Source organism: Mycobacteriales bacterium, assembly GCA_035550055.1.
GTDB lineage: Bacteria > Actinomycetota > Actinomycetes > JAFAQI01 > JAFAQI01 > DASZTV01.
Map to the genome: position 1 here is coordinate 40,758 of DASZRO010000035.1, position 13,951 is coordinate 54,708.

The 13,951-nt window shown below is 69.9% G+C and carries 12 protein-coding genes; 7 read left to right on the top strand and 5 right to left on the bottom strand.

Features of this window, described 5'->3' with window-relative positions; all coding sequences use genetic code 11:
- Window positions 1-5: 5 nt before the first annotated feature.
- Window positions 6-548, bottom strand: a complete 543-nt coding sequence (locus VG899_06190) for a hypothetical protein (GenBank protein ID HWA65944.1) — start codon at window positions 546-548, stop codon at window positions 6-8.
- 17 nt (window positions 549-565) lie between these two features.
- Window positions 566-2,050, bottom strand: coding sequence for a hypothetical protein (locus VG899_06195; protein HWA65945.1), 1,485 nt, complete (start codon window positions 2,048-2,050; stop codon window positions 566-568).
- A 143-nt stretch (window positions 2,051-2,193) separates the two neighbouring features.
- Between VG899_06195 and VG899_06200 the strand changes: the two genes are divergently transcribed.
- Entirely contained in the window at window positions 2,194-3,732 is a 1,539-nt protein-coding gene (locus VG899_06200; protein HWA65946.1) for an ABC transporter substrate-binding protein, read from the top strand.
- Here VG899_06200 and VG899_06205 read toward each other — a convergent pair.
- Complete coding sequence (locus VG899_06205) at window positions 3,725-4,333, bottom strand: TetR/AcrR family transcriptional regulator (protein HWA65947.1); 609 nt, start codon at window positions 4,331-4,333, stop codon at window positions 3,725-3,727. The genes VG899_06200 and VG899_06205 overlap by 8 nt on opposite strands.
- Window positions 4,334-4,358: 25 nt before the next feature.
- Between VG899_06205 and VG899_06210 the strand changes: the two genes are divergently transcribed.
- The 3 genes from VG899_06210 to VG899_06220 all read left to right on the top strand — a co-directional run bounded on the left by VG899_06210 (window position 4,359) and on the right by VG899_06220 (window position 6,755).
- Window positions 4,359-4,961 carry a TetR/AcrR family transcriptional regulator gene (locus VG899_06210; protein HWA65948.1) on the top strand — a complete coding sequence of 201 codons (603 nt, stop codon included), beginning with the start codon at window positions 4,359-4,361 and terminating at the stop codon, window positions 4,959-4,961.
- A gap of 20 nt (window positions 4,962-4,981) precedes the next feature.
- Window positions 4,982-5,767, top strand: coding sequence for an enoyl-CoA hydratase/isomerase family protein (locus VG899_06215; protein ID HWA65949.1), 786 nt, complete (start codon window positions 4,982-4,984; stop codon window positions 5,765-5,767).
- 109 nt (window positions 5,768-5,876) lie between these two features.
- On the top strand, window positions 5,877-6,755 hold the full coding sequence (locus tag VG899_06220; protein ID HWA65950.1) for a DMT family transporter: 879 nt from the start codon (window positions 5,877-5,879) through the stop codon (window positions 6,753-6,755).
- On the opposite strand, the gene VG899_06225 is transcribed toward VG899_06220, so the two are convergent.
- Complete coding sequence (locus VG899_06225) at window positions 6,756-7,739, bottom strand: 2-oxoglutarate and iron-dependent oxygenase domain-containing protein (GenBank protein ID HWA65951.1); 984 nt, start codon at window positions 7,737-7,739, stop codon at window positions 6,756-6,758.
- A 53-nt stretch (window positions 7,740-7,792) separates the two neighbouring features.
- Between VG899_06225 and VG899_06230 the strand changes: the two genes are divergently transcribed.
- The 3 genes from VG899_06230 (at window position 7,793) to VG899_06240 (ending at window position 12,433) form a co-directional block, all read left to right on the top strand.
- On the top strand, window positions 7,793-10,027 hold the full coding sequence (locus VG899_06230) for a hypothetical protein (protein HWA65952.1): 2,235 nt from the start codon (window positions 7,793-7,795) through the stop codon (window positions 10,025-10,027).
- 163 nt (window positions 10,028-10,190) lie between these two features.
- Entirely contained in the window at window positions 10,191-10,844 is a 654-nt protein-coding gene (locus VG899_06235; GenBank protein HWA65953.1) for an SCO family protein, read from the top strand.
- Complete coding sequence (locus VG899_06240; GenBank protein HWA65954.1) at window positions 10,841-12,433, top strand: cytochrome c oxidase assembly protein; 1,593 nt, start codon at window positions 10,841-10,843, stop codon at window positions 12,431-12,433. The genes VG899_06235 and VG899_06240 overlap by 4 nt, the downstream gene beginning before the upstream one ends.
- Window positions 12,434-12,448: 15 nt before the next feature.
- Here VG899_06240 and VG899_06245 read toward each other — a convergent pair whose 3' ends face one another.
- Window positions 12,449-13,951: an MFS transporter gene (locus VG899_06245; GenBank protein ID HWA65955.1), complete on the bottom strand. Its 1,503-nt coding sequence runs from the start codon at window positions 13,949-13,951 to the stop codon at window positions 12,449-12,451.

The window sequence follows — 13,951 nt, forward strand, 5'->3', positions numbered from 1 at the left end:
AGGCCTCAGGCTTGATCCGGGTGGCACATCCGGCACGGCTTCAGCCCGCGGCTGGTGACCTCGCCGCGGCTGATCTGGTCGGCCTTCTTGCCTTCGACCATCGCGCAGTCGGGGAGGTGGTAGCTGGCGCCTCGGGCGACCGCGCGGAACGGCTTCGCCGCGGCGCGCGCCCCGGGCGCCGGTACGTCGGCGACGGCGTCGCTGCGGGCGAGCAGTACGGCGTGCAGCTCGGCGACCATCTCCTCCAGCCGGTCGAGGCGGCCCGAGTCGCGGCGCAAGTCGTTGATCATGAAGATCCGGTTGCCGATCGCGACGAGCACGATGCCGAGCAGCCCGGCGCTCGCCAGATACGGCAGCTGCTTGGCGACGAGCGACTCGCCCGAAACGCCATACCAGCCGACGAACAGCGCGACCAGCCCGGCGGCCACGAACAGGTAGCCGAGGTAGGGCCGGACGCCCTCGACCAGCCAGGCGAAGCCGACCGACGGTGTGACCTCGACCCGATCAGGGTCGGGCGTCCTCGTCGAAATGGCGCGAGCGGATGCCATCGTCTCCAGTCCCTTCGTCAGACCTTCGGGAGCCGAGCGGGTGAACGGAACCGTCCGAGGACGGACAGGACACAAACGAACAACAACGGGAAGAACCACAGCAGCCGGTGACTGGCGCCCTCGAGCTGATCGGCAGCTTCGGCCTGGTTGCCTGCGACCATCGGCGGCTGCGAGCTGCCCGGCGCGGGACTCGTCGTCACCCCCGGTCCGGTCGGGATCGGGCCGGTGGAACCGGGTCCGACACCGGGGCCGCTCGACGGGCTCGTCGCGGGAGTGGAAGTGGTCGGCGTCGGGATCGTCGAGGACGCGCGAGGGTTGGCCAGGCTGACGACGCCGACCTGACCGAGCGCCACCTGGCCGTGGTAGGCGGCATCGAGGCTGAGGCTGACGCCGGCGCACGGGTCGATCGGCAGCGCGGCGAACTGCGGCGGGCACGGGATGCCGGTCGGCGGCGCGATCACGATCGGCTTCACGCCGGTGACGGTGTGGTCGAAGGTGATCAGCAGCCCGGCCGCCTTGACGGTGCGTCCGGTGTCGCCGTTGCTGCTCTTGGCCTCGGCGATCGAGACATGGATGCCGGCGGCACCGAGGATCTTGTCGAGCAGCGTCTCTGCGGTGGCGACCAGGTTGCCCGGCAGCGCCTTGCCGTCGATGTGGATGCCCGAGTGGTCGATCGTCGCCGGGAGGCCGAGCGCCTTCACGTCGGTGAGGACGGTGGAGGTCGTGTCCTTCGCCGGCTTGCCCGGGACCGACACGACCGTCGTCGAGGACTTCAGCGTCCCGATGCTGAGCAGCTTGCCGCCGAGGTCGATGTCGGAGACCGCCGTCGTCGCGGTGGTGGTCAGGCCGTCCGCGGTCGCGTTCTGCGTGGTCGACGCCGTGGCCGAGCCGATCGAGAGCGCCCCGGCGATCCCGAGGTTCTGGTCGTTGACGGTGGCGGAGGTGTTGTACTGGTTCGCCGTCGAGTTCGCGGTCGCCGCGCCCAGGCTGAACCCGCTGGAGTCGAACGACGCCTGCGCGGCGTGCGTGCCGATCACCGGCGCCTTCGCCGTCGGGTTCTGCGGGTAGACCGCGGCGGCGTCGAGCGGGTCGGGCGGCGGGAAGCTCTGGATCAGTCCGCCGGTCAGCGTGCCGATCGGGATCTCCGCGCAGGCCGCGGCGCCGGCCAGCAGGCAGATCAGGCCTGGGATGCCACCGAGCCCGTTGAGGTTGGCGATGTGGCCGTCGGCCTGGGAGGTGCCGAAGCTGTCGAGCTCACCGTCGGCCTCCGGCGTACGCACGTCGAACGGGTCCGGCAGCGAGGACAGCTCGGGGTTCTGCTGGAAGGCGACCTGGATGCCGATCGCAGTCGCATCGGTCGAGAAGTTGTACGCCGGCGGCGCGGGCGGGTTGTCGGCGCCGGCGGACCCGGCTCCCGCGACACCCGCGATCGTCATGCCGACCGCGGCGAGCCAGGCAAGGACACGACCCCGCCTGCGGAGCGCGAGGCTCGTCGCCGTCACGTGGCCCCCTCGCTGGACTTGCCGTGTGGCGAGGCTCACAATACTCGATCATGCCGCGTCTGACGTCTCTGTCTAGCCCGACACTCCAGGCGGGACCGCAACGCGGTTTCACACCGAAGGGCAGGCGTCGGCGGCGAACTGACGTGCGTGTCACACGGCCGCTCGTAGCGGCGGTCACGCTGCTCGTCCTCACCGGCTGCGGCACCCGCCTGTCGGACTCGGCGTTCAGCCAGTACACGGTCAACCCGACCGCCAGCTCCCTGCCCGGCGCCGTCGCGCCGGTGCAGACCCCAGGGGCGCCGTTGCCGAGCAGCGAGCCCGGTGGCGTGTCCCCGATCACTCCCCCGACCGGCGTGGGCACCGGCCCGGTGCAGCCGACCGGGTCCGGCCACGGCGGGCCGGCCTCGTCGGGGCCCAGCACCGCCCCGTCCAGTGGCGGCGGCCAGGCCAACTTCGCCTCTGACACCGGTGTCACGGCGAACAGCATCACGCTGTGCAACGTCGTCACCGAAGGTGGCCCGTTCGGCCCGTACCAGTTCACTCCCAGCTACTACGGCGCCGCGGCGTACTTCGCCTACCTCAACGCACACGGCGGCATCGACGGGCGACAGGTCACCTTCGACACCCACCCCGACGACGGCTCGGACTCCGGTGACCTGGAGGAGATCCACACCTGCATCGACACCGACCACGCGTTCGCGTTCGTGGCGAACAACATCTACGAGTACGCCGGCGCGCCGTACGTCTACCAGAAGGGCGTGCCGGACATCGGCAGCCAGCCGATCTCGACGTACTACTACAAGTACCCGAACCTGTTCTCGATCGACGGCCTCAACCAGATGGGCAACGGCAAGACGCTCGGCGACAACAACATGGCCTACCGGTGGGACGAGGAGGCGACCTACTTCAAGCAGAAGGAGCACATCACCCACGCCGGCGTCGTCTACTACGACCAGGCCAGCTCGCGGTACGGCGCGAACGAGCTCATCGAGGACTTCGAGCACGCCGGCGTCAAGGTCAGCCAGTACCAGGTCAACCTCGGCCTGCCGAACTTCGCCTCCGCGGTCGCGCAGATGAAGGCCGACGGCGTCGACCTGGTCGCCGACGCGGTCGACCTCAACGGCACTCAGAAGCTGTGCCAGGCGATCGAGCAGAACACGCCGTTCCTCAACCAGATGAAGGTCCACCTGTCGACCATCTCCGACTGGGCGCAAAGCCTCGGCAGCGACTTGTCAGGCACGCCCGGATGTCTCGGCAAGAGCTGGAGCGACGGCTACACGCTGAACTTCGACGACACCTCCAACCCGGAGGTCGCGAAGTTCCAGGCCGCGATGAAGCAGTACTTCCCGAGCGACCTGGTGCACAACCACGAGTGGGCCTTCGAGGGCTGGATCGGCGCCGAGTGGTTCACCGAGGCCGCCGAGTCCTGCGGCGCCGACCTCACCCGCAAGTGCGTCATCAAGTACATGGACACGAAGAAGGACTTCGGCGGCGACGGCGTGACCGTGCCCTACGTCAGCTTCGTCCACTACCCGCCGAGCTTCTACGCCAAGGCGACGAGACACTGCGTGTCCGCGGCCCAGTGGTCGGTCAGCGAGAACAAGTGGGTCACCCGGGCCAACCCGGCGACCACCTGCTTCATGGTCAAGGGCTACGGCTTCCAGCTCACCGAACCTACGTAGCGGCGAAGATCAACCGTGCCGCCGTCGCAACCGCCAGATCGACCGGTACGTCATCACGCAGGTAGGAGCTCAGCCGCTCCAGCATCGACAGCAAGCCCAGGCCTGCGACCCGGCCGTCGACCTGCTCGGCGAGTGTCGGGTCGATGAGCGCGGCCAACGCCTGCGCGAGCGGCCCGAGCGCGTCGCTGGCCAACGCCTGCATCAACGGGTCGGGATCCCGGTCGTCGAGCCAGACCCGGATCACGGGACCGTCGTCGTGGTAGGCCGCGACGAACTCGCCGACCCACGACTCGAGGGTGGCGCGCTCGACCGGCCGTGGCAGTGCGACCAGGGCGCCGGTGAGGCCCCGCAACCGCTCGGCGGTGCCGACGGCGAGCCGGTGCAGCAGGTCCTCCTTGTTGCGGAAGTACAGGTAGAACGCGCCGTGCGACGTACCTGCGACCGCGACGATGTCGTCGATGCGGGCCGCCGCGTAGCCGTAGCGGCGGAAGCACTCCCGCCCGGCCGCGAGGATGCGTTGCACGGTGTCCTCGCCACGCCCGCGGCCCGGGCGCACCACGTCTCGGTCGCCCGGCGGAAGCCATGCGGGCGCCTGCGCCATCGCAGCAGCGTAACCAGAGGCGACGATGGCGGTCATTGATCCGATCGCCGCCCCGGCCGGAGTCGACCGTCGCGACCAGCTGCTCGAACAGGCCCTGGTCGTGTTGTCGCGGCGCAGCTATGCCGACACCCGCGTCGAGGACATCTGCAGCTGCGCAGGTGTCTCCCGCGCGACGTTCTATCGCTATTTCGAGGGCAAGGACCAGCTCTTCGACGCCCTGGTCGACCGCATGATGACCGAGGTCCTGGAGACCGCCGAGCACCTCGGTGCGGTCACGCCGGACGCCGCCGGCCGCGCGACGCTCGCACGCTGGCTGGCCGACCTCGTCTCGATCACCGAGCGCTGGGGGCCGTTGGTCGACGAGGTCAACATGCTGCGGGCCGGCAACCCCCAGGCGCGCGCCCGGGCCGTCGTCCTCACCGGCCGGTTCGCGGACCTGCTCGGCGAACGGTTCGCGGCCGGAGGCGTCAGTGACGTCGACCCGAGGACGGCCGCACTGGCGATCATCGCGATGACCGACCGCACCGCCCATCAGGTGCGCACCTGGCACGTCGACCTCGACCGTACGGCGGTCGTCGATGCGCTCGCGACCTTGGCCATGCGGATGCTCCACCCCGCGCAGAAGTGAACGTGGCAGGCTGACGGGCTATGGCCGGTTGCGAGCACGCCCCGATCACCGAGCAGGACGGCATCCTGACCGTCACGTTCAACCGGGTCGAAAAGCACAACGCGATCACGCCCGAGATGACCGCCGCGCTCTGGGAGGCCCTCGACCTGTTGTCGATGCGCGATGATCTGCGCTGCCTTGTGATCACCGGGACCGGCAAGTACTTCACCGCGGGGATGGACCTCTCGACGCAGGTCGGGTCGAGCCCGGGCAACCCCGACACCGAAGGCCAGCACCCCGGCTGGAACTTCCGGCGCAACTACCGCAGCCATCATCTGCTCTACGACGAGATCGAGTCGATCGAGAAGCCGGTGGTCATCGCTTGGCAGGGCATCGCGCTCGGGGCAGGCGTCGAGATGGCGGTGTCGTGTGACTTCCGGTTCTGCACGCCGCAGGCGCAGATGGGACTGCCCGAGGTCAACATCGGGGTGATGGCCGGCAGCGGCGGGACCAGCCGGCTCACCCGGATCGTCGGGCCGGCGTGGGCGAAGTACATCGCGATGGCCGGCATACGGGTCGACGCCGATCGCGCGCTCGCCATCGGCCTGGTCCACGACATCTTCCCGGCCGAGACCTTCCTCGACGACGTCTACGCGTTCTGCCGGAAGCTGACCGCGATCTCCCCCGACGTACTCGGCGTCGCGAAGCTCGCGATCGACATGTACGCCGACGTCGACCGCACGACGCAGCGGCACATCGATCGGATCGCGGTGCACGGCCTGGTGCAGTCCGGGGAGTTCGACAAGGCGCGCGAGCGCTTCAACTAGAGGCAGCCGTCGTCCGGCATAGCCACGCTTGCACCGGCAATAAGATCACCACAAATGGGGATCGACCATCGCTAGCGGGGCGAGCATCGCGATCGCGGTGCCTTGCGGCGTGGGTGCGGCCATCACCTTCGCGATCGCGAACGTCGAGCAGATGCGCGCCGCGCGTCGTACCGAAGCGCCGGCCGAGGTCAGCACAACACTGCTCGTCCGGCTGGCCAAGGACCGCAGCTGGCTCATCGGGCTCGCCACGTCCGTCGGGGGCTACGGCCTGCAGGCGATCGGGCTGTTCCTCGCGCCGGTCGTCCTCGTGCAGCCGCTGATCGTCAGCGAGCTGCTGTTCGCGTTGCCACTCGCCGCCTGGTACGCGGGTCGCCGGCTCGGCCGTCGTGAGTGGACGGGCGCGGTGCTGGTCGCCGCCGGGATCACGACGTTCGTGCTGATCGGCAACCCCTCAGGAGACAGCAGTCACATCACGACGACGGCGACCTTCGCCATCAGCGTCTTCACCGGCGCGGGGGTGGCGATCGTCGTCGCGGTGGCCGAGACGTTCGCGAACCGGCCGATGATCCGGGCCAGCGGTCTGGCACTCGCATCCAGCGCCTGCTTCGGCATGCTCTCGGTGATGACCAAGGTCGTGGGACGGCAGTTCCAGCACGACGGCATCCGCACGCTGTTGCACTCGCAGTGCTACCTGCTCGCCGTCTTCGCGATCACCGGGCTGTTGTTGTCGCAGACGGCGTTCCGGATCGCGCCGCTGTCGGTGTCCTTGCCGATGATCGACATCGGCGAGCCTGCCTTCGGGTCGCTGCTGGCCATCCTCGCGCTGCACGAGCACCTCGCTCTCGGGTCAGGCACCGCCGTGGGTGTCGCCTTGTCCGCGACCTGCGCCACGCTCGGCGTGGCCGTGCTGAACTCCTCGCCGCTGGTGCACGCTGCTCAGGCGCAGGTGACCGCCCAGGTGGAAGCGGTCACCATCAAAGGCTGCTAGTCAGACCGCGATCGCGGCGAGCTTCGCGCGCAGGTAGTCGGCGGCGACCACCGGTTCGTGCTCGACGATCCCGACCGGCGGTGGGACGCTGCGGATGACGGCGGCCGGGTCCGCCTCGTGGAAGTAGACGAGCGACATGAGGTCCTCGTCCGGCGCCGACGCGTCCGGAGCGAGCACCCGATGGCGGTTCGACAGCCAGCGGTCCCCGCTCCACCGCGCCATCAGGTCGCCGATGTTGATGGTGAACGCGCCGTCGACCCAGGGGGCGTCAGCCCACTCGCCGTCCTTGCCCAGCACCTGCAGCCCGCCGGTGCCGAGCTGGCGGTCCAGGATGGTGAACGTCCCGAAGTCGGTGTGGGACCCGATCCGCAGCTGCCCAAGCGCAGGCTCGCCGATCTCGCGAAGGGCGGGGTACCAGTGCGTGTAGAACGACCACGTCGGATGACCGGCCTGGTCGAGGAAGTGACGGTCCGGCAGACCGAACGCGACGGCAGCGATCTCGAGCAGCTCGTCGACCAGGCCGCGCATCTTCTCGACGTACGCCGTGACCGCCGTCCGGTACTCGGGAACCTCGGCCGGCCACACGTTGTCGGTGAACCACTCGCGGTCGATCGCCGGGTCGCCGGTGGGGGTGAAGCAGGCGATGTTGAACGACTCCTTCAGATCCGGCGGGGCGGTCACGCCCTCGTCGGAGTTCGCGTTCGCTTCCGCGCCCATCGGGGTCCAGCCGCGCGGCATCCAGGTGTCGCCGCCGACCTGCGAGCGGTAACGCTCCTTCACCGAGGCGGGCAACCGGAAGAAGCTACGCGACGTCTCACGGACCGCGTCGCGCAGCGACACATCGACGCCGTGATTCACGATCAGCAAGAACCCGATCTCGCGCAGCGCCACGTCGACCGCGTGGGCGACCTTCGCGCGGCCGTCAGCAGTTCCCTCGAACCACGGCGCCAGGTCGATCACCGGTACGGCGGAGCAGACAGCCACGATGCGGACCATATCGGGAGGTTCGTTCGTCACCTGCGTCGAAGTTGGCGAGCATGAAGCGACGCCCGGCCATTGCGGTCGTGACTGTCTTGATGACCGCAACCGGAGTCGGTGCCGCGGCCGCCTCCAACGCGACATCGAGCCCGACCGGCATCAGCCGGGCGGCAACAGCATGGGCCCTCGCCGACTCGTTGCCTCACGTCAGCAGTGGGCACCGGCCCGGGCCGGACATCCTCTACGCGAAGCCGGCGGTCGCACCTCAGCTCGACAACCGCGGGATCTGGAAGGCCCCGCCGATCCTGGTCTCCGGGACGTCGGCGTACCGCGACGGCGAGTGGATGTACCAGGACTACCTCTACGACGACCACGGCGCGCTCGGCGTCCTCGACCCGACGACGCCGTACAAGCTGGTCGACTTCCTGTTCTCCTCGACCGCCGGCACCTACACGTACCCGACCGCGAAGAAGTACGCCGACAACGCCGCCGACCTCGTCGAGTTCCGGACCAAGCCACTCGCCGACGCAACCGCGTTCCGCGTCACCCTCAACAGCCTCACCGACCCCTCCCTCGTCGGGTTCACCATCGCGCTCGGCGACTCGGCGCAACCGCGGGCGTGGCCGTACGGCGCGGGGGTCAGCTCACCCGCGGCGTACTTCGTCACCGTTCACGGACGGACCGCGACGATGACCGACGCCGCGACCGGCAAGGCCGTGACGCCCGCTCCGAGGGTGTCGGTGAGTGTGCGCCGCCACCAGTTCACCGTGGAGGTCCCGCACGCGGCGTGGAACCCGGGCGAGAGCACCGTGCGGATGACCGTCGGCGTCGGCCTGTGGGACGCCGCGCACGACGCCTACTTGAAGCCGGCGCTCGGTCCGGCGACCGCGACCACGCCGGGTGGCGCCGGGCCGACGGCGGCCGCGATCGTCAACGTCGGGCCGCGCTACCACGAGCCGTGGCCGGACATCCACGCTCCGACCGAGACCATCGCCGACACCGCCGCCGGCGGCTTCGTGCAGGGTGCGATGTGGCGCGAGCACGAGCAGGCGAGCGAGCTGGCGCTGGGGACCGTCACGCCGTTCCACGCCGAGGTCAGCTTCGCCAAGCTCCACCACGACGTGACGGACAACTCCGGCGTACCGACCTCCGGGTCGATGGACCGCATCCTCGCCAGCCACTACGCGTTCGGCCAGGGCCTGAACCCGGGCGGCGTCTGCAGCGAGCTGGTCGGCGGCGTCGACCTGGGCGCCGCCTGCAAGGGGCGCTTCGTCGGCAACCTGCAGCCGTACAACGTCTACGTTCCGCCCAGACCGGCGCCGGCGACCGGGTACGGACTGACCCTGCTGCTGCACTCGCTCTCGGCGAACTACAACCAGTTCGCGACGAGTGCCAACCAGAGCCAGCTCGCCGATCGCGGTGCCGGGTCGATCGTCATCACGCCGAACGGGCGCGGCCCCGACGGCGGCTACGCCGGCATCGCCGAAGCCGACACCTTCGAGGTCTGGAACGCGGTCGCCCACCTCTACCACCTCGACCCGAGCTGGGTCGACGTCAGCGGCTACTCGATGGGTGGCTTCGGGACCTACCGCCTCGCCGAACGCTGGCCGGACCTGTTCGCGCGTGCGTTCTCGGTGGTCGGCGAGGCCAGCCCGGCGTCGGGGCTGCCCTCGCTGCGCAACGTCCCGGTGCTGGCGTGGAACGCGACCGCCGACGAGCTCGTACCGATCGACGAGACGCTGCAGAACACCGCCCAGATGACCAAGGACGGGTTGCGCTACGTCGAGGACGTGTTCACGGTGTCAGACCACCTGACGCTGGCAACCAACGACCAGTACGGACCCGGCGCGCAGTGGCTCGGCACGCATCGCGTCGACCGCAACCCGGCACACGTCACCTACGTCGTCGACCCGTCGGGCGACTCGGCCCTGGGCAAGGTGGTCGCCGACCACGCGTACTGGCTGTCCGGGCTGAAGGTGAGCAAGCCTGGCGCGATCGGGACGATCGACGTGCGCTCTGAAGGCTTCGCCGGCGGCGACCCGACGCCGTCGGGGGAACGCTACGGCGCCGGCGTACTGACCGGCGGCACGAAGGTGGCCATTCCCTACGTGCAGTTCAGCCAGACCTGGGGCGCGGCGCCGAAGACCGCCCGCCGCGACGTACTCGACGTGGCGGCGACCAACATCGCGCGCGTCGTCATCGACGTACGACGGGCCCACGTCGACTGCAACGCGAAGGTGCACCTGACCAGCGACGGCCCGGTCCACGTCACCCTCGCCCCCTGCTCGAAGTAGCACACAACCCCGCCCACGAACCGGACACGACGCCGCAACTCCGGCAAAAGGACCGGGGTTGTGTGCTACTTCGAACCCGGGGCGGGCGTCAGGGCGGCGGCAGGCCGGGCCCGGCCGCGTGGGACCATTCGATGGGGCGAACGCTATGAGGCACGAGATCCGGATGAGACGACTTCGCGGTACGGCGGCGGCCGCCGTAACTGCCCTCGCCGTACTCGCCGGCTGCTCCTCCGGCTCCGGGAACACCCCCGTCGCGATCATCGGCGGAGGCACCCAGGCGAGCTTCGCCGGCGACCTGCTCCAACCGCCCACCCACGAGCCGTCGTTCACCCTCGAGGACACCTCGGGCCACCAATACGACCTCCGCGCCCGGACCGCCGGCAAGATCGTGCTCGTCTACTTCGGGTACACGCACTGCCCGGACATCTGCCCCACCCTCATGGCCGACATCGCCCAAGCCCTGCGCGAGTCGAGTACGGCGGTACGCCGCCACGTCAAGGTCGCCTTCATCAGCGTGGATCCGGTCCGCGACTCGACCACGGTCATCCGCACTTGGCTCGACCACTTCGACCCATCGTTCATCGGGCTGCGCGGCAGCATCCGCCAGATCATCGCGGTGCAGCACGAACTCGGGGTGCCGGCCAGCCAGGTGCGCCCGCACAGCAAGCACGGCTACACCGTGGAGCACTCCGCGGAGATCCTGGCGTTCACCCCGGACCACCTCGCGCATCTGCTCTACACCGAGGGACCGACCACGATCCAGGACATCAAGGGGGATCTCGCCGCCCTGGTGAAGGAAGGCAAATGGGGCGCGTGAGGCGGCGCCGCCTGGTTCCCGTGCTGCTCGGCCTCGTCTTTGCGGCGGCGGCCTGCGGCGGCGCCTCGTCCGGCTCCCTTCAGGTCACCGACACCTCCCTGGACGTGACCGGCGGTCACGCGCGGGTCGGCCCGCTGTCGATCACCCACGCCTACATCCCGGCGCCGGCGACCGCCTCGCTGGCCGCGGCGTACTTCACCGTGACGAACAGCGGCTCGACATCCGACCAGCTCCTACGGGTGACGTCGAGTGACTTCGCCAGCGCGACGCTGCACCGCTACGCGACCACCTCTGACGGCGCCGAGCAGATGGTGATGCTGCCCGGCGGCGCGGTCGTCCCCGCCCACGGGCAGCTCGTCCTCACGCCCGGTTCCTACCACCTGATGCTTCAGCAACCGGCCAAGGCGCTACGCCGGGGCATGGTCGAGCAGCTCACCGTCGTCTTTGCGAAGGCGGGCAGCGTCAACCTCACCGTTCCGGTCGTCGCCGACACCGGCCTGCCCGGGTCCCCGACCAGCTCGGCCGACCAGATGCCGGGCATGTCGATGCCCGGCATGTCGGTCGGCGCCACGACGACCGGCCGGTCGCCGCCGTCCGCACTGGCGCTACCGAAGCTCACCGCGTCCCGGCTGTTCTCGATGTGGTCGTTGCACGTCTGGTCCGCGCTGGCCGCGGCGCTGCTCCTGATCGGCTACCTGATCGCCCTCGCGACCGCTCGACGGCGCGGCGCGTCCTGGCAGCACCGGGCGACCGCGTCCTGGCTCGGCGGGGTCGCGGTGCTCGTCTTCACGACCCAGGGCGGTCCGCGCGTGTACGACGACGCGTTGTTCTGGGTGCACATGGTCGGGCACCTGCTGCTCGTGATGGTGGTGCCGGTGCTGCTGGTCGCGGGCCGCCCGCTCGACCTGACCAGCGCCGCACTGCCGACCACAGCGAGGGAACGGTTCGACCGCGCGTTGCGCGGCAGGGCGGTGTCACTCGTCACCAATCCCGGCGTCGGGCTGGCGCTCTACGCCGCGGTGATCGTCGGGACGCACCTCACCGGCTTCATGAACCAGATGATGCTCCACCCGTGGCTGACCGGCGTCGAACAGCTGATGTACGTCGTCGCCGGCACGCTGTTCTTCCTGCCGCTCATCGGCGACGCGCCGATCCGCTGGAAGCTGTCGGCGCCGTTGCGCATGGCGATGCTCGTCGTCGCGATGCCCGTCGACACCTTCACCGGCGTGGTGCTGGGCCAGACCAACTCCTACCCCTGGCCGATGATGGCCGCGATGCACCCGGCGTGGGCACCGAGCCTGCTCACCGACCTCCACGCCGGCGGTGCGGTGATGTGGGTGGGCGGCGACGCGATCATGGCTGTCATGTTCGGCGTGGCCGCGGTCGGCTGGGCGCGGGCCGCCGGCACGGGTGCCACCTCTGACCTGGGCGGCTGGCTCGACTCGGCGCGGGCGAACTACCAGCACGACCTGGTCGGCGCGCGGCCGGTGAACGACGGCGAGCCGGCACCGACCGCCGATCCGGACAGCGACGAAGCCCTCGCGGCGTACAACGACTACCTGCAGCGGCTCGGGGACCGCAGGCGCTGAGACAGCAGAGCCGCGTCATCGCCGGTACTCGGCATGCGCCGCGGCGGTCGCCACGTCACGTGGGTAGGTCCGCATCGCCTTGAACAGATAGAACGCGCTCGCGACGAGCGGCACCAGCATCACGAGGAACGTCCAGCGCAGCGCGCCTTTGCCGCCGCCGAACACGACGTCGGACACCACGCCGAACAGCATCGGCGCCAAGGCCTGCGCAGCCGTGCGCAGGAACGTGCGGATGCCCTCCGCGCGCCCCCACAGCGGCGCCGGCATGATGTCGAGCCGGGCGGCGTTGAGTGGCGGATTCTGCGCCGACAACCCGAACGCGGCAAGGATCAGGTACGGCAGCGCCCGCATCGGGTGGTGCGTCATCAGCGCCGGAATGAACGCCCCGGCGGCGATCGCCGAGCCCACCGCGGCGACGAAGACGCGTGAGTTCAGGAACTTCCGCTTCAGCATTCCGTCGCCGAGCCGGCCGCCGATGAGGACACCTGCGACCGCGCCGATCCCGACGACCAGGATCAGCAGGTTCGCGAGCGCGGTGTTCACGCCGTACTGGTTCTGCGCCATCTCGACGCCGAAGGTCTGCACCCCGGTCAGATAGAAGTAGCCGCACGCGCTGGCGATGATCATCACGACGTTGGTACGGATCGACATGATGTAGCGCGTCGCCTGCCAGAAGCCCATCAACCGCGGATCCATGTCGAGCACCTGGTCGTGCTCCGGCTCGATTCCCTTGTGGCGGGAGACGTCGTGCGCCACGTTGTCGACCGTCTCCTCGACCACGTCGAGCGGCTCGTCGATCACCAGCGCTCGGCGCGGGATCTCGGTGGCACCGTCGGGGATCATGCCGGCGCCGCCGCGCATCGGCTCGGGCAGCCGCAGCACCATGCGCCCGAGCAGGAACGCGGGCACGGCCAGGAGCAGGAAGGACAACCGCCAGGACAGAGCCGACACGTCACCGGTCACCGCGAAGCCGACGCCCCCGCCGAGCAGCTCGCCGGCCAACACGTAGCTGTAGATCCGGCCGCGTTCCCCGCTCGGGAACCAGTCGCCCAGCATCGACGCGATCACCGGCCCGGCAGAGGCCGTCACCACGCCGAGGGCGAGCCGGGCGATCAGCAGGTGGGTGAACGAGTGCACCAGCGCGCTCCACACCATGCACGCCCCCCACAGCAGGATCGACAACCCGAGCAGCCGGGTGCGCTTCATCCGGTCGGCGAGGGCGCCGAACGGCAGGCTCGCGATCGCCGCCACGACGCAGTTCACCCCGACCAGCAGGCCGATGTCGGAGTTGGAGATGTGCAGGGCGTTGCGCAGCGGCGTCGCCGACGCCCCCACGGTCGCGGTGTCCGCGCTGGACAAGGCGAGCACCCCGCCGAGTACGACGACGACCTGTGTGCGCGCGGGACCGCCGAAGAACCTCTCGATGCGCCGCCACGTCCACCTGGCGACCCGCGCCGGCACGCCGCGCTGAGGGGGTGGCACGCCGCGCTGCCGCTCCGGCAGCGGGATCGTGCTCAC